This window comes from Pseudomonas sp. R5(2019), from assembly GCF_009905435.1.
GTDB lineage: Bacteria > Pseudomonadota > Gammaproteobacteria > Pseudomonadales > Pseudomonadaceae > Aquipseudomonas.
In genome coordinates this window covers 1-20,150 of record NZ_JAAAMT010000043.1, presented here as the reverse complement: position 1 = coordinate 20,150, position 20,150 = coordinate 1, and the positions used below count along the sequence as shown (strand labels likewise).

Here is a 20,150-nt window from a genome sequence, read left to right as displayed (position 1 = left end):
TATTGACGTTTTCCATGCCAATTTCGCCAAGCTGATGCCTCGCGTCTCTGAGCGCTTTACGGTTAGGCCTTACCAGAGTGGCAGGCTGTAGCTGACGATCAACCGGTTTTCGTCCATGTCGCTGAGGAAGTTGCTGCGGGTGGTCGCATTTCGCAGCTTCACGCCAATATTTTTCAGCGGCCCGCTTTGAATGACATAACCAATGTCTGTATTGCGCTCCCAGGTTTTACCGTCGCTCAGGCCGGGGCCACGATCGACGTTGTCACCGGAAACGTAACGGGTCATCAGGGTCAACCCGGGTATGCCCAGCGCGGCGAAATCGTAGTCATATCGCACCTGCCAGGAGTGTTCATCCTGGTTACCGAAGTCGTTGATCTGCACCTGATTGAGCAGCGCATCGTCTGCGCCGTTGACAAAAGCGAAGCCCGTGTCGCCACTCAGATGCTGGTAACCGGCACCGAAGCTGTGCCCACCGAGCTTGTAGGTGAACAGCGCGCCAATAGCATCGTTGTCCACGTTACTGCCGCCATCGTCGCTGGAACGAGCAAAGCGCAGGTCTGACTTGAGGCTTTGCCCTTCCCCCAGAGGCAGTTGATGGACGAGGTTGATCAGATGTTGTTTGTAAATGCCGTCGAGGCCGCCGTAGTAGTAGCTGGTGGCAAGCTGCGGGTTCCACTGATAGCGACCACCACCCAACAGGAATTCATCGCTGGTTTTTGCCTGGCCAAGCACGATGTTTCGTTTACCGCCATTAAAAACCGTCATTTCCTCATTGTCGGAAGAGTCGCGCTGGTTGACGCGATCGATTCGACCCAGGTCCAGAGTCAATCCGTCGATCTCGTTGCTGTTGAGCCAGGCACCCCGGAAGGTTTGCGGCATCAGGCGCGAATCATTGCGCATTAACGACGGCAGCACTGGCTGAAGAGTGCCGAGCTTGAGGGTGCTTTTGGACAAACGCAATTTGGCGGTCAACCCCGCTTCACCGTACTCGTTCTGGGCGCGTTTAGGCGCCTCACGATCGCTTTTGAGCAAACCGGTACCTATCCGATCCGGGCTGGAGTCCAGCTTGATGCCGAGCAAGCCGATGGCATCCAGGCCAAAACCGACAGGGCCCTGCGTATATCCGGATTCAAAGCGCAGGGCAAAACCCTGCGCCCACTCCTCGGCCTTATTCTGTGCTGCACCGTGCTGGCGGAAGTCGCGGTTCATATAGAAGTTGCGAAGATCCAGGTTGGCTTTGCTGTCTTCGAAAAAGGCCGCGCTGGCCGATCCGGCAATGCCCAACACGGCGGCCGTGCAAATGACATGGACGATGGCTTTCAAGTCGTACTGCATGGTTCGTCTTCCTCTTGCTATTGTTATTGCTGTTTCTTGTTTCTTGTTTTTGTTTTGACGACTGTTATGCACACACCTGCGCGACCGAGATAACTTTCCCGAGCACACTAAACCCTTTTCAAAGCTCCATGTTTTCAAACAACGCGCGAGTAAAAATTCAACGAAATAATCAGGCTTTCAACGAATGGGGCAAGAACACTGAAGTTTTCCCTTACTTGGAAGCCATCCGTAATGCACCATCCAGACGAATGACTTCCCCATTAAGCATCGGGTTCTGAACGATAGACTCGACCAGTTGGGCGAACTCATCGCCACGGCCCAACCTGGAGGGAAAAGGGACCGTTTTGCCAAGCGACGCCTGCACATCCTGCGGCAATCCCAGCAACATCGGTGTTTCAAAGATACCCGGAGCAATCGTCATGACACGAATACCGAAACGCGCCAATTCGCGTGCGATCGGCAGTGTCATGCCTACCACGCCGGCTTTGGACGCCGAGTAAGCTGCCTGTCCGATCTGACCGTCGAATGCCGCTACTGAAGCGGTGGTGATGATCACGCCCCGCTCACCTTCAACGTTGGGCGCGTTTTTGCTCATCGCCTCTGCGGCGAGACGAATCGCATTGAAGGTGCCCACGAGGTTGATCATGATGCCGCGAGTGAAGGTGCTCAGCGCATGTGCGCCGTCCTTGCCCAGGACCTTCTCTCCTGGTGCAACACCGGCACAGCAGATCAAACCGTGCAGAGTGCCAAAATGGGTCAACGAATGGTCGATTGCAGCCCGTGTGGAATCCTCATCGGCCACATCCGTATGCACATAAAGCGCCGCAACTCCCAGCTCTTCTGCCAGAGCCGTTCCATTAGCGGTATTAAGGTCTGCAAGCACGACCTTGCCGCCTGCTTTTACTACCCTTCTTGCAGTTGCGGCCCCAAGGCCTGAAGCACCACCTGTGATCAGAAAAACAGCGTCTTGAATGTTCATTGGAGCCTTCCAGTAGTTTTAAACAGACACACCAAAACGGGCTTTGCGCCGCTGACAGAAAGCGCTCACGCCTTCGGCAAAATCAGCCGTCGCAGACATCTCGATAAAGGATTTTTTTTCGGCCTCAAGGGCCGTCCGAAGATCAGTGTTCAGCCCTTCACGTAATAGCCGCTTGATGCCGGCCTGGGCTGATGCAGCCCCATTTGCCAGCCTTTGAGCCATGACCTGGCCTGCCAGTTGCAATTCACAGGTCTCGACGACTTCAGCAACCAGCCCAATGTCCCTGGCCTGAGTTGCATCTACTTTAGAGTTCAACAGGGCAATGGCCATTGCGCGGTGCAAGCCCAAATGGCGCGCGAGATGCCAGGTCCCGCCACCGTCTGGAGTAGCGCCGATGGCGCTGTAGGCCAGGATAAAATTGGCATTTTCGGCGGCGATGAGAATGTCGCAGGCCAACGCCAGCGACATGCCAAACCCTGCGGCCGATCCACTGATCAAACCCAGCACCGGGCAGGGCAATGAGGTGAGTCCGATAACGGCCTCGTTCACCGCACTGATGAGCTGCTCCAGCTCTTGCGCGCAGGCTGCCTTGGAGACATTCAGCAATGCATCGAAATGATGGACATCGCCACCCACCATGAAGTGTTCACTGCTGCTGCGCAGCACCACCACTCGGGGTGGATTGGCCACCAGCGCGCGCACGGCGTCTCGCAATGCAAGCCCCATGGCAAGATCGAAGCTGTTGCGGGTCGCCGGGCGGTCGAGTGTGATGAAACAAAGCGCCCCCTGACGTTCCAGATGGACGCCGGGAGTGTCTATCAGCTCAGGTTTGGAAATGCTCATGGATCTTCCTTACTGACGTCATTGTTTTTGTTGATGCGGGCGCAGAGCAGATCAAGCCTGTCACCGCCCCAAAAAAGCTCGCCTTGATAGACGAAGGTAGGCGCGCCAAAGACCCCTAGCCGTTCGGCAAGCTGCGATGCTTGGGCTAAATCCTGCTGTGATTTCTCTTCGCGATATCGTTGCCAATCGAAAGCCTGCAGTCCCGCACGAACCAGTGCCGCCTGAATATCTGTCATTGATTCCAGATCAAACTCTCGGCGCCAAAACGCGGCCAGCAGCGGGTCGCAAAACGCCCAAAGGCGACCTTTGGACTTGGCGAACAACATGGCTTGACTGGCAAACTCCGCATTCCAGAGTTTGGTGGTTGCTTGAATGGTGAGGCCCTGCTGCTCAGCCAGTCGACGACAGTCCATATAGAGGTACTTCAATTTCGCGACCTCCCGACTGGAGCGCTGGTCCACTTCGCCGCCATAAGCAGAGCGAAAGTCGGTGATGTAAGGCCACCAGTCGAACGTCACTCCGCTCTGCTGAGCCAGCGCCAGAGCAGGTCGCAGTGCCAGGTAGGAGTAAGGGCTGCGCAAATCGACGAAAGCGGTCACCACCCGATCACAGTGATGGCTCATGGTTCACTCCTGGACCGCACGAAACAGATTGTGCTTGGCCTGGTCCGAAGTGCTGACGTCGACCCAGCGGTCTCTCAGCAGATCAATCGCCCGCCCCACGGCTGGGCGGCTTCGCACCCTGCCATACCAGGCTTGTACATTCGGGAATTCATCCAGCGCGACCCCCGTCATTTTGTGAACGCGGATCCATGGAAAACACGCCATGTCGACGATCGAGTAATCGCCGCAGATATGCGCTCTGGTTTCAAGCCGATCATCCAGCAGTTTGAGCAAGCGCTTTGTTTCAGTCTGATAGCGGGCAATGGCATAAGGGACCCGCTCAGAAGCGTAGCGAAAAAAGTGCTGGGCCTGCCCCATCATCGGCCCCAGCCCGCCGACCTGCCAGAACAGCCATTGCATCACTTCCAGGCGTTGTCGCGGGTCATGCGGCAGGAAGCGCCTTTCCTTTTCGGCCAGGTACATCATGATGGCCCCGCTCTCGAAAACCGTCACCGGCGCACCGCCATCGGCGGGCGCATGGTCAACGATGGCCGGAACCTTGCCATTCGGATTGATCGCCCTGTAGCTCGTGGTGTGCTGAGCACCGCGAGTGATGTCGATGGGCACCACCCGATAGGAAATCGCCAATTCCTCCATCAACAAATGCAGCTTTTGCCCATTCGGGGCAGGCCAACTGTAGAGTTCGATCACGAGAATCCTCCGACGACTGATACCTGTTTTTGGCTGACAGTTCCTCCCTTACTCAAACCAGGGAGGGCGCCACTACCCGTCACGTCAAAGCCACAACACGGCCTTCAGACACAAGCAGGTAAAACCTTCGGGTGCAGCAACTCGTCGTAGTCATCGAGCGAAGGGAATTCAAGCGATGGCCGCTCATCCAGCGTAAGCAAATGCTGGCGATACTGTTCCAGGTATTGATGACGGGCCTCTTCGCTGATGTACGGCACGTGGAATGCAACGAATGGCGGCAAAACCGTCAGGCCAACGTAACCGAGCACACCGCGCTGGATGGGTTGCAGTAAGGTCTGAAGGTCACCATGCACCGCCCCCGGCCCGAACATGTGGTCCTGGCCACCGAGCGAGAACGCGAGCATCGCTTTCTTGCCTTTGAGACCACCGCGGTCATAGATACGAACACCGCCGTAGCAGAACCCCGAAATGAACACGCGATCGATCCAGCCTTTCATGATCGCCGGCATGCTGAACCAGTAGATCGGGAAGTTGAGGATGATCAGGTCCGCCCATTTGATCTTGTCCAGCTCAGCCAGAATATCGGGGGCCAGCGTGCCGGTGTTGTAGCCATTGCGCTGCTCCAGCGCGTAGACAAGATGTTCGCTATTGGCGCGCTGTCCGAAGTCGTCAGCGCTGGCGACAGGGTTGAATTTCATCGCATACAAGTCAGACACAACGACCTCATGCCCCTGCCCGCTCAATACGTCGACGGCGAGGTTCAACATCGACGCATTGAATGACTGAGGTTCATTGTGCGCATGGACAATCAATACGTTCATGGAAGCTCCGGTTGGGTGACTGATGAGGTCACTGTACGGAACTGGACGGCAGTGCTAAATTGGCATTATTGACTATTTTTATGCGTATTTTGCCAACATGAAAACCAACCCGCTCCGCGCTGCAATTCTTGCCATCGACGGCTGTTACGCCTCCAGCCTTGCCGGATTCGCAGACGTACTCCATGTCACCAATGCCCACTTGAGCCGTCAGCAACACAAGAGTGGAACGGCCATCGCACGCCCGTTCTCCTGGCAATTTGTGTCGCACAAGGGCAAGACGGTAACCGCCTGCAACGGACTGTCGCTGGGTTCACCGTCGCCACTTCCTGACGAGAAGCTCGATATCATCTTTGTTCCAGGGCTGTATTACGCAGGCCATGACGCGTTCGAGCGCATGCTGGAGGCCGCCGAACCGCAGCGCGAATGGCTCAAGGCGCAATGGCAAGAAGGCGCAGTGGTGGCCGCCAATTGCACCGGCACCTTTCTGCTCGCGGAAACAGGCCTGCTGAGCGGCCGCCAGGCCACCACGACCTGGTGGCTCGAACGGCTGTTTCGTGAGCGTTACCCTAGCGTTAACCTGCAGCTCAGAGCGATGGTGACCGAAGAGGATCGCCTGTGGTGCGCCGGCGCTTCGGCCTCGTATTTATTGCAAGCGGTGAGGATGGTCGAACATTTCTGTGGTGCGAATACGGCCACGCTGACAGCCAAGACCATGCTGATTGATACCAGCCAGACCACCCAGCTGCCTTACCTGCCCCTTCAGATGGAGTCTGTCCATAGCGACACAATGGTCGCCAAGGCGCAGCACTGGCTGCTCAAGCACTTCGCCGAAGATGTGAGCCTGCCGGAATTGGCCGCAGCACTGTCCGTCAGCGTGCGTACCCTGATCCGCCATTTCAACAGCGTGCTCGGCACCACTCCCCTGACTTACCTGCAGAACCTGCGCATAGAAATTTCCATGAAGCTGCTCGAAAGCGGTGACCTGAGTATCGAGGAGATCGCCAATCAAGTCGGTTATCAGAACGCCAGTTCCTTCACCCGATTGTTTCGCAAACAGGTTGGATCAACGCCTGCAGCGAACCGTAGTCGGTTTGCTTCAATCGTTGGATCCTGAGCAACATGTGGGAGCGGGCAAGCCCCAATGCCGGTCAGTTAAGGCGCGGACCTCGTAGGAGCCGGGCTTGCCCCAATGCCAGTCAGTTAAGGCATTGAACGACACAAACCCTGTGGGAGCGGATTTACCGGATCGCCGGACCGCCGCGAATGAAAACACCGCGGTTTATCAGGCATTGCGCGGCGCCTACATTCGCGGATAAATCCGCTCCCACATGTTCTGCGCCTTAACTGACTGGCATTGGGGCTTGCCCGCGATGAACGATGACGCGCAACCACTGTAAAACCGCGGTGTCCTCATTCGCGGGCAAGCCCGGCTCCTACCGGAACGGTGTCGCTCAATCCTTAACTGACTGGCATTAGGGCAAGCCCGCTCCCACCAATGTGTGCATCGCGTTTTCAGGCGACTTTCTTCAACGTAATCACACGCCCGCGTACGACATCCAACAGGACAGCTTCACGTTGCGCCGCCAGTTCCATGGACTTGGCCCGGACGTGGCCATAACCGCGAATCTGTTCCGGCAAAGCAGCAAGCTCCACCATCACGTCGTAATTCGACGTGCCGCGTCCCTCCTCCAGCAACGAAAGTACCTCGGCAATCACCGCTTCGTAGCGCTGGACAAGCGCGCGCTCCTGGCGTCGCTCGTCGGTATAGCCAAAGACGTCCAGAGGCGTTCCACGCAAAACCCGTAATTTTGCGAGCACGCGAAACACAGGGACTATCCATGGACCAAACTCGGTTTTCTTCGGCAAGCCGGTGTCCGCGTCACGACGGGCAAAGAGCGGTGGGGCCAGGTTGAAAACCAGCTTGTAGTCACCTTCGAACTGTTGGGACACTCGATCAAGGAAGCCGCTCTCGACATGCAGACGAGCCACTTCGTATTCATCCTTGATCGCCAACAACTTGAAGTAATACTTGGCCACCGCCTGTGTCAGTTCGCTGCGCCCAGGCAGCACCTTCTGCTCAGCCGAGCGCACACGCTCCAGCAAGTCGAGGTAACGTTTCGCGTAAGCAGTGCTCTGATAAGACACCAGGAACGAGCGACGCGTCTCGATCACCTCATCGAGGCTCTTGACCGGTGCAGGCGAGACACCCGCCCGCTGTGTGGTTGCTTTCGCAGCAAGCCCTACCTCTCGTACTGTCGACATCTCGTCACGATGTCAATCAATGAGCCGACTCTATCGCTACGCTCAAACCGCTGGCTTGTACGTTTGTAGATGATCATGATTTTTACGATAACGCCGGCTTCCCAATTTGACTAAAAAGCGCCGCCCGGACGCCGATACGCTCCGGGTGTACTTCCGGTCCAACCACGAAACGCACGATGAAACACCGCCGTTGAATCAAAACCCAGCCCGGCGGCGATATGAGTGATCGAAAGATCGGTATGAATGAGCTGCTGCACGGCAATATCTCGTCGCAAGGCATCCTTGACCAACTGGTAACTGGTCCCCTCCTCCTTGAGCCGACGCGTCAGCGTGCGGGTAGACAACAGCAGCGCATTGGCGGCGTCCTGAATACTGTCGTCCTGCTTGAGATTGGCCAACAGATACTGGCGAACCTGCTGCGCTACCAGCCGTTCTTTCAACGTGGTGAACAACCAATAACGTGGGGCTGCCTGCAGAAAGGGAAGCAATTCAGCCTTGCTGCGACGAAACTTCATCGCTCCCCACTCGATGTCAAAACACAGTGCGGTGCACGGCTGATCAAAGCTGATAGGGGCTGGGAACATGTGCATGTACTCCGAGGCATACACAGGCCTTGCGAAAGAAAACATCACGCTGTGCAGAGGAATTTCCTGGCCTGCCAACCAGGACGCTACACCGTGGGCAAGCTTCATCATCAGCTCATGCCCAAAGCGCTGGGCATGAGCCGCGCTGTCGCGCGCTTCAAGGGAGATCACCACCAGACCTGACTGCTCTTTGTAGTCGAGCCGATAGTCATCGAGGAGCAAATTCCAGAACCGGGTGAATCGGTACATGGCGTTGGAAAGTGATCGGGCATCGAGCAGGCTTGAACACAGGTATTTGAGCGTGCCGCTGCGAATACGCCGAGAGAATTGCCCCATCACCTCGTCATCCGTACCCAACGCAACCTGCTGATACAAACGCACGAACTGGTCGTACGTGACCCGCGCTCCTGGCGCCTCCAGCAAGTGATTTGCAATGCCTGCAGCGCTGACGAACGTCTGAATATCCGCCGGGCTGCAGATGTTCAGCGCGCCCTGCAACAGACCCTGAACGAAGGTCATGGGCAACGTGTTGTCCACTGGATGATCCACCTGCTTCGCTCCTCTGCCGACTTCCGAACTGGCGTGATATGCAAATTATTCGGCGGATCGAGTTATTTCAAGCTCGATGGCCCGCTGGCTAAGCTAGGCCCATATCAACATTCAAAGCAACTCTCTTCGCAGATCGGCTTTGAGAACATCCTGAAAATCTGGCTGGTAATGCAAGTCATTCGAGAGCTGCAGCCTCCCTGCCCGGCGCCTTCGAACGCAGAAAAGCACGCGGGTCTCGCCAATCCACAGGTACTGGCGAAACCCGCCACAACCTCCCTACGACATGGGCTTCAAGGCCCCGGAAGAATATAACGATGGCTGATAATCGCGTCCCTACCGTCAAGCTGCTGATCAACGGCAAGTTTGTAGAATCCCAAACCACGCAATGGCGTGATGTGGTCAACCCAGCCACTCAGGAAGTGTTGGCCCGCGTGCCTTTCGCCACCACCGACGAAATGAACGCAGCCGTGGCCAGCGCCAAGCAAGCATTCAAGACGTGGCGCAAAACGCCAATCGGCGCCCGCGCTCGAGTCTTCCTCAAGTACCAGCAACTGATCCGCGAAAACATGAAGGAACTGGCGGCGATCCTGACCGCCGAACAGGGCAAAACCTTGCCGGATGCCGAAGGTGATGTGTTCCGCGGCCTGGAAGTGGTCGAGCATGCAGCCAGCATTGGCAACCTGCAGCTCGGTGAGTTGGCCAATAACGTGGCCGGTGGCGTAGATACCTTTACCCTCCTGCAACCGCTGGGTGTCTGCGCGGGCATCACCCCGTTCAACTTCCCGGCAATGATTCCGCTGTGGATGTTCCCGATGGCCATCGCCACCGGCAACACCTTCATCCTCAAACCCTCCGAGCAGGACCCAATGGTCACCATGCGCCTGGCAGAGCTGGCCATCGAAGCCGGTGTTCCGCCCGGCGTGCTCAACGTGATCCACGGTGGCGTCGATGCGGTCAACCTGATTTGCGATCACCCGGATATCAAGGCGGTGTCCTTCGTCGGCTCGACCAAGGTCGGTACCCACGTCTACAACCGCGCGACCCTGAACGGCAAGCGCGCGCAGTGCATGATGGGTGCAAAAAACCACGCCATTGTGCTGCCCGATGCCAACAAACAGCAGACGCTGAACAACTTGCTCGGCGCCGCCTTTGGTGCTGCCGGTCAGCGCTGCATGGCACTGCCAGTCGTGATTCTGGTAGGCGAAGCACAGAGCTGGCTGCCGGAACTGATCGAAAAAACCAAAGGCTTGAGGATCAGTGCTGGCGTCGAACCTGGCACCGACATCGGCCCGGTCGTATCCTGCTCTGCCCTGGATCGGATCAGCAGCCTGATCGCTACCGGTGTTGAACAAGGCGCAACGCTGGAGCTGGACGGCCGCAACCCCGAGGTGGCCGGATATGCCCAAGGCAATTTCGTCGGCCCAACGATCTTCTCCGGCGTCACCACGGACATGACCATTTACCGCGAGGAAATCTTCGGTCCGGTGCTTTGCGTATTGCACGCCGAGACCCTGAATGACGCCATCGAGTTGATCAACGCCAACCCGAACGGTAACGGGACGGCCCTTTTTACCCGCTCGGGCGCCGCAGCCCGCCACTTCCAGGAAGAAATCGACGTCGGCCAGGTAGGTATCAACGTGCCGATTCCGGTGCCGGTGCCACTGTTCTCATTCAGCGGCTCGCGTGCCTCCAAGCTCGGCGACCTGGGGCCCTATGGCAAGCAGGTGGTGCAGTTCTACACCCAAACCAAAACCATCACCGAGCGTTGGTTCGACGAAGACGATGTCAGCGCCGCCGTCAACACCACTATCACTCTGAAATAAGCCAACAGGCAGGTGTCCCTCGGGCGCCTGCCTGACTCGGGAGTTTGCGTCATGCCATTTGAAACTTTGCTGCTGGAAGTCCACGAACGTGTGGGATTGATCACCCTGAATCGCCCCAAGTCCCTCAATGCCATCAACAGCCAAGTGATCGCAGAACTGAACCTGGCTCTCGATCAGCTGGAGCAAGACCCCGCGATCGGCTGCATGGTCATCACCGGCTCCGCCAAGGCCTTCGCGGCCGGTGCGGATATCAAGGAAATGGCCGACTTCACCTACCCCCAGGTGTTTCTCGACGATTTCTTCAGCGCCGCCGATCGCATTGCCGGTCGCCGCAAACCGCTCATCGCCGCCGTGGCTGGCTATGCCCTGGGTGGCGGGTGCGAACTGGCGCTGATGTGCGACTTCATCTATGCAGCCGATAACGTGCGTTTTGGCCTGCCGGAAATCACCCTGGGCGTGCTGCCGGGCATCGGCGGCACCCAACGCCTGACCCGCGCTGTCGGCAAGGCCAAGGCGATGGAAATGTGCATGACCGGTCGCCAGATGGGTGCCGAGGAGGCCGAACGCGCAGGCCTGGTTGCGCGAATTCTGCCAGTCGACCGCTTGCTGGAAGAGACCCTCAAGATCGCCAGCGCCATCGCTGAAAAATCCCTGCCCGCCACCATGCTGGTCAAGGAAAGCGTCAACCGTGCCTTCGAATCCAGCTTGAGTGAAGGCGTGCGCTTCGAGCGCCGCGTTTTCCATTCGGTCTTCGCCACTGCTGACCAGAAAGAAGGCATGGCCGCCTTCGTAGAAAAACGCCCTGCACAGTTCAAGCACATCTGACCCCCAGCCCAGCAGTGAGGACTCATCGTGAAAATAGGTTTCGTAGGACTTGGCAACATGGGCGGGCCGATGGCTCTGAACCTGATCAAGGCCGGCCACACATTGACCGTATTCGATTTGTCGTCGGCGTCCCTGGCACGCCTGAGCGAAGCCGGCGCACACACTGCTGAATCGCCAGCAGCCCTTGCTCAAGGCGACTCAGAGCTGATCATCACGATGCTGCCAGCGGCAGCCCACGTGAAATCCGTTTACCTGGGGGACACAGGCATTCTCGCCAACGTTCGGCCTGGTGTTTTTCTAATTGACTGCTCCACGATCGACCCGCTCACGGCTCGGGAAGTGGCCAAGGCTGCCGTCGACCACGGCAACCCCATGCTCGACGCCCCGGTCTCCGGGGGAACGGGCGGTGCCACAGCTGGCACCTTGACGTTCATGGTGGGCGGTTCGGTCAACGATTTCGATCTCGCGCAGCCCATTCTCTCTGCCATGGGCAAGAACATCGTGCACTGCGGCAACTCAAGCAATGGCCAGGTGGCCAAAGTCGCCAACAACATGCTGCTCGGCATCTCGATGATCGGCGTATCAGAAGCCATGGCTCTCGGCGTTTCGCTGGGAATGGAAGCCAGCGTACTGGCCGGCATCATCAATACCTCCAGTGGCCGCTGCTGGAGTTCGGACACCTACAACCCCTTCCCGGGCGTGCTTGAAAATGCGCCTGCCTCCCGCGGCTACAGCGGCGGATTTGGTACCGACCTGATGCTCAAAGACCTGGGACTTGCCAGCGAAGCAGCCAGGCAAATCGGCCAACCGGTGCTGCTCGGCGCCTTTGCCCAGCAGCTGTACCAAACCTTCAGCGCCCAAGGCAACGGCAGCCTGGATTTCTCCGCAATCATCAACCTCTACCGCAAGGAGACTTGAGCATGAGCGATGTCGAAGCGCCCGTTCTGGCTGCCGTACGCAACCGCATCGGCCACCTGACACTGAATCGCCCAGGTGGTCTCAATGCGCTGACCTTGCACATGGTTTGCCTGCTCCAGCAACAGCTTAAAACCTGGGAACAGGACCCAGACATTGTCGCGGTGGTGCTGCGGGCCGAAGGCGATAAAGCGTTCTGCGCGGGTGGCGACATTCGCATGCTTTATGAGAGCCACAAGTCGGGCAAACGCGAGCATGAAATTTTCTTCGAAGAAGAATATGCACTCGACGTACACATCCACACTTACTCCAAACCTATCCTGGCCTTGATGGACGGTCTGGTGCTGGGTGGCGGCATGGGGCTGGTGCAAGGGGCGGCGCTGCGGGTGGTCACTGAGCGCACTCGCATGGGTATGCCAGAGGTGGGCATCGGATTTTTCCCTGACGTTGGCGGCAGCTTTTTTCTACCGCGCCTGCCTGGGCAGTTGGGTACCTACCTGGGTGTCAGCGGCATGCAGATTCGCGCCGCCGATGCGCTCTATGCAGGGTTGGCGGACTGGTGCATTACCAGCTCGCAGATTGCCGAACTGGATCATTGTCTCAATAACATGAGTTGGACCGAGCAACCGCTGGAAGCCTTGCAGGTACTGCTGGCAACGTTGGGGGTCAACAAGTTGCCAGGATCGGAACTCAAGGCAATGCGCCCAGCAATCGACGAGCACTTCGCCCAGCCCGACCTGCCTGCAATTCGCGCGGCGTTAATGACCGAATCCTGTCCGCAGTTCCAGGACTGGGCCGAGGAAACCGCCAAGGTGCTGGACAGCCGTTCTCCTGTAGCGATGGCCGTCACCCTGGAACTGCTGCGCCGTGGTCGCCACCTGTCGTTGACCGACTGCTTCGCTCAGGAATTGCACTTGGGTTACCAATGGTTCGACAAGGGCGATCTGATGGAGGGCGTTCGCGCGCTGATCATCGATAAAGACAAGAAGCCCGCCTGGAACCCTCCGAGCCTTGCTGAGCTTGACCCCGCCCGCGTGCAAGCGTTTTTCAATGACTTCGAGCCTGCCACCAGCACGCGTTCGCGCACCGCCTGTGCTTAACCCTATTACAAAAGAGATGCCCGATGCACGACCTCGAACTGAGTGAAGAGCAACGCATGATCCGCGACATGGCCCGTGACTTTGCCCGTGGCGAGATCGCGCCCAGAGCCGAAACCATGGAAAAGGCCGGGTGGATTGACGACGCCCTGGTCGCACAGATGGGAGAACTGGGCCTGCTTGGCATGGTGGTTCCGGAGGAATGGGGCGGAACCTACGTCGACTATGTTGCCTATGCCCTGGCAGTGGAAGAGATATCTGTCGGTGACGGTGCTGTGGGTGCGCTGATGAGCATCCATAACTCCGTCGGCTGTGGCCCGCTTCTCAACTACGGAACCCAGGCACAGAAGGATACCTGGTTGACGGACCTGGCCAGCGGCCAGGCGATCGGTTGTTTCTGCCTGACAGAGCCACAAGCGGGCTCCGAAGCGCACAACCTTCGCACGCGTGCCGAGCTGCGTGATGGTCAATGGGTGCTCAACGGCGCCAAGCAGTTCGTCAGCAATGGCAAACGCGCCAAGTTGGCGATTGTATTTGCCGTGACCGATCCGGAACTGGGAAAGAAAGGCTTGTCCGCCTTCCTTGTCCCCACTGACACACCGGGTTTTTCAGTCGACCGCAGCGAACACAAGATGGGCATCCGCGCATCGGACACCTGCGCGGTCACCCTTAACGATTGCCAAATTCCAGAAGCCAACCTGCTGGGCTCTCGCGGCAAGGGTCTGTCGATTGCGCTCTCCAACCTTGAAGGGGGTCGCATCGGCATCGCCGCTCAGGCACTGGGTATCGCCCGTGCGGCCTTCGAAGCGGCATTGGTTTACGCCCGTGATCGAATTCAATTTGGCAAACCGATTGCCGAGCACCAGAGCATCGCCAACCTGCTCGCCGATATGCACCTGCAACTCAATGCCACCCGACTGCTGATTCTGCATGCAGCACGCTTGAAAAGCGCCGGCCTACCCTGCCTGTCTGAAGCCTCTCAGGCGAAGTTGTTTGCATCAGAAATGGCCGAGCGCGTGTGCTCAAAAGCCGTGCAGATTCATGGGGGCTACGGCTACCTGGAAGACTATCCGGTGGAGCGTTACTACCGAGATGCGCGTATCACCCAAATCTACGAAGGTTCGAGCGAAATTCAGCGTCTGCTGATTGCGCGTGAACTGGTCAACTACCCGCTCTGAACACTGGACACTCCAATGACCCATGCAGATGTTTTCTTTGTCGGTACCGCACGCACGGCCATCGGCAGCTTCGGCGGCTCGTTGAAAGATACTCCCTTGGCGGATCTGGCAACGGCTGCCGTCAAAGGTGCACTTGCGCATGCCGATATGGATGGCCAAAAGGTCGGACACGTGGTCATGGGCAACGTCATTCCCACCGAGCCACGAGATGCCTATCTGTCCAGGATGGCCGCGATCGGCGCAGGCATTCCCAAGGAAGTGCCGGCCTTCAACGTTAACCGCCTGTGCGGTTCCGGCCTGCAAGCTGTCATTTCTGCAGCGCAAGGCGTGATGCTCGGTGATTTCGAAGTCGCTGTAGCCGGCGGTGCGGAATCCATGAGCCGGGGCCCTTACATCCTGCCTGCCATGCGGTGGGGCAGTCGACTGGGCGACAGTCAGGCCGTGGATTACATGAACGGGATTCTTCACGACCCCTGGAAGAGAATCCATATGGGGGTCACGGCTGAAAATATCGCTGAACGCTACAACATCACCCGCGAAATGCAGGATGAGCTGGCACTTGTAAGCCAGCAGCGCGCCGCGCGCGCCATTACCGAAGGTCGCTTCACGTCACAGATCGTACCCCTGCAAGTGCCGTCAAAAAGGACGACGGTGCTGTTTGACACCGACGAAAACGTACGCGCGGGTATCGATGCTGAAAAACTGACCAGAATGCAGCCAGTGTTTCAACAGGGTGGCAGCGTGACTGCGGGTAATGCTTCAAGCCTGAATGACGGAGCGGCGGCCCTTGTGCTGGCAGGGGCGAATGCTGTCAAGCAGCAGAACCTTCAGCCACTCGCTCGTCTGGTGACCTATGCACATGCCGGCGTTGAACCTGACTACATGGGAATCGGTCCTGTGCCGGCCACGCGGCTGGCACTCAAGCGTGCGGGATTGAGTATTCAAGATATCGATGTCATTGAGTCGAACGAGGCCTTTGCCGCACAGGCCTGTGCAGTCGCGCAACAACTGGAGTTCGATCCGGCCAAGGTCAACCCCAATGGGTCGGGCATTTCGCTTGGACATCCGGTGGGTGCGACGGGGGCAATCATTACGATCAAGGCGATCCACGAGCTGCACCGCACCGGCGGACGATACGCACTGGTGACAATGTGCATTGGGGGTGGGCAAGGGATTGCTGCCATTCTTGAAAGGGTCTAGCCAGTTCGCATCCGAGTGCGACCGGCATCTGCCGGTCCTCTCTGACTGAACGAAGGGCGCAGCCGCTTCTGAACCCCAGCCCAACGACCACAAACGTACAATCCAGATTATTGACCGCGTCAAAGACGCTCGCCTTGGCAGGACAAGCGTTGTCGGATGCAGCGATAGAAGCCGGATTTTTCGATCAAAGTCATATGACACGGCATTTCAAGAAAGCATTCGGGCTTTCACCCTCGCGCTGGTGCAACCCTCGAAAAACTTGAATATTCAGAAGCTTCATTTCAGTCCTTCAAAACTCCGGCTCACATATAGTTTCAGCGCTGCCCTGTGCGATCTCATAGTTCTATCTTGAGGCTCTGGATAGACCGCTCAAAACGCCTTGAACAACAAGATTGGATCCATAACCAGCGTGTCCAGTCGCCCCTCGAAAGACTGGCGTATTTTGCAACTGAATCGGCGGATCGAGTGATTTCAACATTGATGACGCACTGGCTAAATGAGGAAGACATCGAAGAAAAAGTTCTGAAACTTCAATAACCCCGCCTCACCCACTGGCGACAATTGCAATCGACCGATTAAATCAAGGAGGCCTGCACGACCTATAACGCCCTGCTGTCTGTCCATCTATTGTTGCCACCTTGCTGTTTCTGCCACCTGTTCCCGGGTAGCGCTATAACAAAAAACTCCAGCCAATAACGATAAAAGGTATTAAGGAGCGTAACTATGTCCTCGCACCCGATCTATCAATCCATCCGCGAAAACCCCCGATATCGCTCACTGGTCCAACGCCGCAGCCGCTTGACCTTCTGCCTTAGCGCCATTGTATTGAGTCTGTACGGGCTGTTCGTCGCCGCCGTGTCGTGGCACCCGGAAGTATTGACGTATGCCCCGCAACTTGTCGGATTGACCCTCGGCATATGGTCCGCGCTGATTCTTATCATCGGCTCTTGGCTACTGACAGGCTTCTATGTATTACGCGCAAACAATGCGTTTGATCAAATGACCCTCGCACTGCTGTCGGAGATAAAAGCATGAAATCTCTCTCCCGACTGATAGTCGCCCCAATGCTTTGTTTTATCAGTTTTGCAGCAGTGGCCCAAAATGTACTGCCCAGCTCGCACCAACCGAACGTGACGGCCATTGCCATTTTCCTGGCGTTCGTCGTTACCACAATCGGTATCACGTACTGGGCTGCCGGTCGAACGCGCTCAGCGTCCGATTTCTATACCGCGGGAGGTGGAATCAGCGGAGTACAGAATGGCTTCGCAATTGCCGGGGACTATATGTCGGCTGCCGTCCTGCTGGGTGTGTCCAGCATGGTATTTGCAACCGGTTTTGACGGGATGATCTATTCGGTCAGCGCAATTCTGGGCTGGCCACTTATCATGTTTCTGATGGCTGAACGGCTGCGCAATCTCGGCAGATTTACCCTTGCAGACATCATCGCCTACCGCCTCGACCCCGTTGGAACCCGCCTGTTTTCGGCTTTCAGCTCATTTGTGATTGTCTGCTTTTACCTCATCGTACAAATGGTCGGAGCCGGCCAATTGATCAATTTGTTGTTCGGCCTCGACTATGAGGTTGCGGTCGTCTGCGTCGGTGTACTGATGGTGGTCTACGTGACGTTTGGGGGCATGGTCGCCACCACCTGGGTGCAGATCATCAAAGCGGTTCTATTGCTCAGCGGGGGTGTGCTACTGACACTGTTGGCATTCAATCACTTCGGCTTCAGCATGGAAAAAATGCTCGACAGTGCCATTTCCAGCCACCAGAGCGGGAAACAGATACTGGGCCCTATCAAAATCGCCACTGATCCCGTTTCCATGATCTCGTTGTCCTTGGGGCTCGTATTTGGTATCGCCGGCCTGCCGCACATCATGATGCGCTTCTTTACCGTGCCCGACGCCAAGGCCGCCCGCAAATCAGTACTCGTTGCCTATGGTCTGATTGGACTGTTTTTCATACTGGTCTGCATCATGGGAACCGCTGCAATCAGCATTGTCGGACAGGACCCTCAGTACTTTGAACAAGGTGTCGTTGGCGGCCCATTATTGGGCGGCGTCAACATGGCGATCATGCACCTGGCCCAGGCCTTGGGTGGTGATCTGATGTTCGGCTTCCTGGCAGCCGTGGCCTTCGCAACCATCCTCGCCGTGGTCTCGGGCCTGGCTTTGGCCGGCGCCTCTGCCATCTCTCATGACCTGTATGCCAATGTGTTGTGCAAAGGTAAACCAGACAGCAAAAGTGAAATGCGCGTCAGTCGATGGGCAACAGTCGGTCTTGGTATCGTCGCGGTTGTACTGGGGATTGTCTTCAAAGGGCAGAACGTAGCGTTTTTGGTGGCACTGGCGTTCGGCATTGCCGCGTCATCGAACTTCCCAATCTTGCTGCTGGCCATGTATTGGAAAGGCCTGACCAGTCGCGGCGCAATCTGGGGTGGTTTGAGTGGGCTGATCAGTTCCCTGGCCTTGGTCTTGCTCTCTCCGGGAGTCTGGGTAAAAGTCTTGCATCATCCCGAGGCACTCTTCCCTTACGACTACCCCGCACTGTTTTCGATGCCGTTGGCATTCGTGGTGGCCTGGGCGGCCTCGTGCCTTGATCGAAGCAAACGCGCAAACCTCGAACGCGAGGCATTCGATCATCAATGTGTAAGGGCTGAGACCGGTTGGGGCGCGGATAAAGCGGCGCAGCACTAAGAGGTTTACGATGGGGTGTGGCAGCTATTTTCGCCACACCCCATTTTTCAACCTGTTGACGGACAAAGTCACAACAATTTGAGTTGAGGATCGGCAATGCAGGACTGCATGACTCAGGATGACCACTGGATCGACACACCTTATGGGCAGATGTTCGCACGCTGCTGGCACCCTGATCGTCGCGAGATAGCAAATGACGCGCCCCCCGTTATTTTGTTCCACGACTCGCTTGGATGCGTGGAGCTATGGCGGGATTTTCCTTCTCGACTGGCGAAGGCAACCAAGAGGAGCGTAATCGCTTACGACCGCTTGGGCTTTGGTAAATCAGACCCTCATCCCGGCGACTGGTCTAACCATTTCATCCGCGAAGAAGCCCAGCGCTACTTTCCCCACCTGCGCGCAGGCCTGGGCATCACCCACTTCATCGCGTTCGGTCACAGCGTTGGAGGCGCCATGGCGACAAATTGCGCGGCGTTGTTCCCTGAGCATTGCGTGGCGCTCGTGACTGAGTCCGCCCAGGCATTTGTTGAAGAACGAACGAAGTGCGGCGTGAGGAGTGCCGAGGAGCAATTTCAGCAACCGGGGCAGATGGAGCGGTTAGAGAAATACCACGGTGACAAGGCCCGCTGGGTTTTGAATGCCTGGACCCAGACCTGGCTTTCTCCCTCTTATGCAACCTGGAGTGTTGAGAAGGGACTGCCAGCGATTGAATGCCCCATGCTCGTCATCCATGGTGAGAACGATGAGTTCGGATCAGCGCTGCACTCCCAGCGATTTGCCGGTCTAGCCCAGAGAGGTTCAGAAACGCTGATGCTGAGCGAGTGCGGTCACGTACCGCATAGGGAAAAGCCAGAAATGGTTATTGATGCAATCAGCCGATTGGTTTCGGCGTGTCAAGGCAGGTTTGAGAAGGTATCCAACCGCGCCTCCACTGGCTGACCAGACACGTTATCCAAGCGCCGCCAACAGGGACATGCATGACTACCTCCGGGCGCCTCTCACCTCGGTCTCCGGCCTCGCCGGCATCGAGCATGCGCAGATCCGGGGCGATGCCGCCGGACTTGGCTTCCAGCCCATGGTAGGCCGCGCAGTTCTGTTTATAGGCCGAGGCGCCGATTTCCACCGCCTTGTCGTGCTCGGGCGATGTGCGATAAGGGTTCACGGCGGCCCAGCCATCGCCGTCGACGGTCACGCCGGTTTCCTTGATCGGGGTCAGGCCCTGGGTTGCCACGGCCTGCGGAACCACGTTGCCGTGGGCCCATGGCGAACCGCAGCCGATCTAACTGGCCAACAGCCCCATGGTGAGTACGACGTTGCGTTTTGTTGTCATTGTTCTACCTCGAGATTGCACGCAAGACCTCACTACAGAGGCTACGTCGCCATCTTAAGAAGCCCCTGCGGACGCCCCTATGCTGCTTTGGTGGCCGGCGGTTACTCCCTTGGTAGTAGAGCTTGTGGCGACGATCCAAATCAGGTGCCCACCGGGAAGTATTCCCGCAAAGGGCGGGATTTTTTCCGTATCAAGCGGCAGCGTCGCGTCACACCCTGTGCAGGCCAAAACCTCCACTGGGAACTGCAATCATGACAATAAGATCGTTACCCACCCCCTCCCCCCTGGGACTTGCCGTACAGGCGTTCCTGCTGGTGAGCGGGCTGGCGCTGTCGGCTGGCGCCAACGCCGCGACCGGCACCGCACCGGCCACTCGCAACGTTACCTGGGAAGACATTGC

Annotated in this window: 19 protein-coding genes and 1 pseudogene; 11 read left to right on the top strand and 9 right to left on the bottom strand. The window is 57.4% G+C overall.

The annotated features are described in order from the left end of the window. Positions 1-69: 69 nt before the first annotated feature. The 6 genes from GUY40_RS22250 to GUY40_RS22225 all read right to left on the bottom strand — a co-directional run bounded on the left by GUY40_RS22250 (position 70) and on the right by GUY40_RS22225 (position 5,291). Positions 70-1,335, bottom strand: coding sequence for an OprD family porin (locus tag GUY40_RS22250; RefSeq protein ID WP_166571071.1), 1,266 nt, complete (start codon positions 1,333-1,335; stop codon positions 70-72). 211 nt (positions 1,336-1,546) lie between these two features. Next, positions 1,547-2,314, bottom strand: a complete 768-nt coding sequence (locus GUY40_RS22245; protein WP_166571070.1) for a 3-hydroxyacyl-CoA dehydrogenase — start codon at positions 2,312-2,314, stop codon at positions 1,547-1,549. Between the two features lie 18 nt (positions 2,315-2,332). Continuing rightward, positions 2,333-3,157, bottom strand: coding sequence for an enoyl-CoA hydratase/isomerase family protein (locus GUY40_RS22240; RefSeq protein WP_166571069.1), 825 nt, complete (start codon positions 3,155-3,157; stop codon positions 2,333-2,335). Further along, positions 3,154-3,780: a DsbA family protein gene (locus GUY40_RS22235; protein WP_166571068.1), complete on the bottom strand. Its 627-nt coding sequence runs from the start codon at positions 3,778-3,780 to the stop codon at positions 3,154-3,156. The genes GUY40_RS22240 and GUY40_RS22235 overlap by 4 nt, the downstream gene beginning before the upstream one ends. A 3-nt stretch (positions 3,781-3,783) precedes the next feature. Further along, on the bottom strand, positions 3,784-4,470 hold the full coding sequence (locus GUY40_RS22230) for a glutathione S-transferase N-terminal domain-containing protein (RefSeq protein WP_166571067.1): 687 nt from the start codon (positions 4,468-4,470) through the stop codon (positions 3,784-3,786). A 104-nt stretch (positions 4,471-4,574) separates the two neighbouring features. Further along, positions 4,575-5,291 carry an NAD(P)H-dependent oxidoreductase gene (locus GUY40_RS22225; protein ID WP_166571066.1) on the bottom strand — a complete coding sequence of 239 codons (717 nt, stop codon included), beginning with the start codon at positions 5,289-5,291 and terminating at the stop codon, positions 4,575-4,577. A gap of 97 nt (positions 5,292-5,388) precedes the next feature. Here GUY40_RS22225 and GUY40_RS22220 point away from each other — a divergent pair, with 97 nt between their 5' ends. After that, positions 5,389-6,405 (top strand): GlxA family transcriptional regulator, encoded by a 1,017-nt coding sequence (locus tag GUY40_RS22220; protein WP_166571065.1) that lies wholly within the window; start codon positions 5,389-5,391, stop codon positions 6,403-6,405. Positions 6,406-6,803: 398 nt separating this feature from the next. Here the strand turns inward: GUY40_RS22220 and GUY40_RS22215 are convergent, their stop codons facing one another. Continuing rightward, positions 6,804-7,553: a DUF6537 domain-containing protein gene (locus GUY40_RS22215; RefSeq protein ID WP_178117925.1), complete on the bottom strand. Its 750-nt coding sequence runs from the start codon at positions 7,551-7,553 to the stop codon at positions 6,804-6,806. A gap of 110 nt (positions 7,554-7,663) precedes the next feature. After that, positions 7,664-8,674, bottom strand: a complete 1,011-nt coding sequence (locus GUY40_RS22210; protein WP_371924945.1) for an AraC family transcriptional regulator — start codon at positions 8,672-8,674, stop codon at positions 7,664-7,666. Positions 8,675-9,000: 326 nt separating this feature from the next. On the opposite strand from GUY40_RS22210, the gene GUY40_RS22205 reads away from it, so the two are divergent. The 10 genes from GUY40_RS22205 (at position 9,001) to GUY40_RS22160 (ending at position 19,359) form a co-directional block, all read left to right on the top strand. Continuing rightward, positions 9,001-10,509 (top strand): CoA-acylating methylmalonate-semialdehyde dehydrogenase, encoded by a 1,509-nt coding sequence (locus tag GUY40_RS22205; protein ID WP_166571063.1) that lies wholly within the window; start codon positions 9,001-9,003, stop codon positions 10,507-10,509. 51 nt (positions 10,510-10,560) lie between these two features. Then, on the top strand, positions 10,561-11,334 hold the full coding sequence (locus GUY40_RS22200; protein WP_166571062.1) for an enoyl-CoA hydratase: 774 nt from the start codon (positions 10,561-10,563) through the stop codon (positions 11,332-11,334). A 27-nt stretch (positions 11,335-11,361) separates the two neighbouring features. Next, positions 11,362-12,252 carry a 3-hydroxyisobutyrate dehydrogenase gene (gene mmsB, locus GUY40_RS22195; protein ID WP_166571061.1) on the top strand — a complete coding sequence of 297 codons (891 nt, stop codon included), beginning with the start codon at positions 11,362-11,364 and terminating at the stop codon, positions 12,250-12,252. 2 nt (positions 12,253-12,254) lie between these two features. Continuing rightward, positions 12,255-13,349, top strand: a complete 1,095-nt coding sequence (locus GUY40_RS22190) for an enoyl-CoA hydratase/isomerase family protein (protein WP_166571060.1) — start codon at positions 12,255-12,257, stop codon at positions 13,347-13,349. 23 nt (positions 13,350-13,372) lie between these two features. Beyond that, the gene (locus GUY40_RS22185; protein WP_166571059.1) at positions 13,373-14,524 is read left to right on the top strand and encodes an acyl-CoA dehydrogenase family protein; all 1,152 of its coding nucleotides are present in this window, start codon (positions 13,373-13,375) and stop codon (positions 14,522-14,524) included. Between the two features lie 15 nt (positions 14,525-14,539). After that, a complete protein-coding gene (locus tag GUY40_RS22180; RefSeq protein ID WP_166571058.1) occupies positions 14,540-15,724 on the top strand; it encodes an acetyl-CoA C-acyltransferase family protein in 1,185 nt (394 codons plus the stop codon). Between the two features lie 26 nt (positions 15,725-15,750). Next, positions 15,751-15,987 (top strand): helix-turn-helix domain-containing protein, encoded by a 237-nt coding sequence (locus tag GUY40_RS28435; protein ID WP_371924946.1) that lies wholly within the window; start codon positions 15,751-15,753, stop codon positions 15,985-15,987. Positions 15,988-16,447: 460 nt separating this feature from the next. Continuing rightward, positions 16,448-16,759: a DUF485 domain-containing protein gene (locus GUY40_RS22170; RefSeq protein WP_166571057.1), complete on the top strand. Its 312-nt coding sequence runs from the start codon at positions 16,448-16,450 to the stop codon at positions 16,757-16,759. Next, on the top strand, positions 16,756-18,420 hold the full coding sequence (actP, locus tag GUY40_RS22165) for a cation/acetate symporter ActP (RefSeq protein ID WP_166571056.1): 1,665 nt from the start codon (positions 16,756-16,758) through the stop codon (positions 18,418-18,420). Before GUY40_RS22170 ends, actP begins: the two co-directional genes overlap by 4 nt. A 96-nt stretch (positions 18,421-18,516) precedes the next feature. Further along, positions 18,517-19,359: an alpha/beta fold hydrolase gene (locus tag GUY40_RS22160; RefSeq protein WP_166571055.1), complete on the top strand. Its 843-nt coding sequence runs from the start codon at positions 18,517-18,519 to the stop codon at positions 19,357-19,359. A 67-nt stretch (positions 19,360-19,426) separates the two neighbouring features. On the opposite strand, the pseudogene GUY40_RS22155 reads toward GUY40_RS22160, so the two are convergent. Continuing rightward, positions 19,427-19,699: pseudogene (locus GUY40_RS22155) on the bottom strand (cytochrome c-550 PedF); the annotation flags it as partial. Between the last annotated feature and the right edge of the window lie 451 nt (positions 19,700-20,150).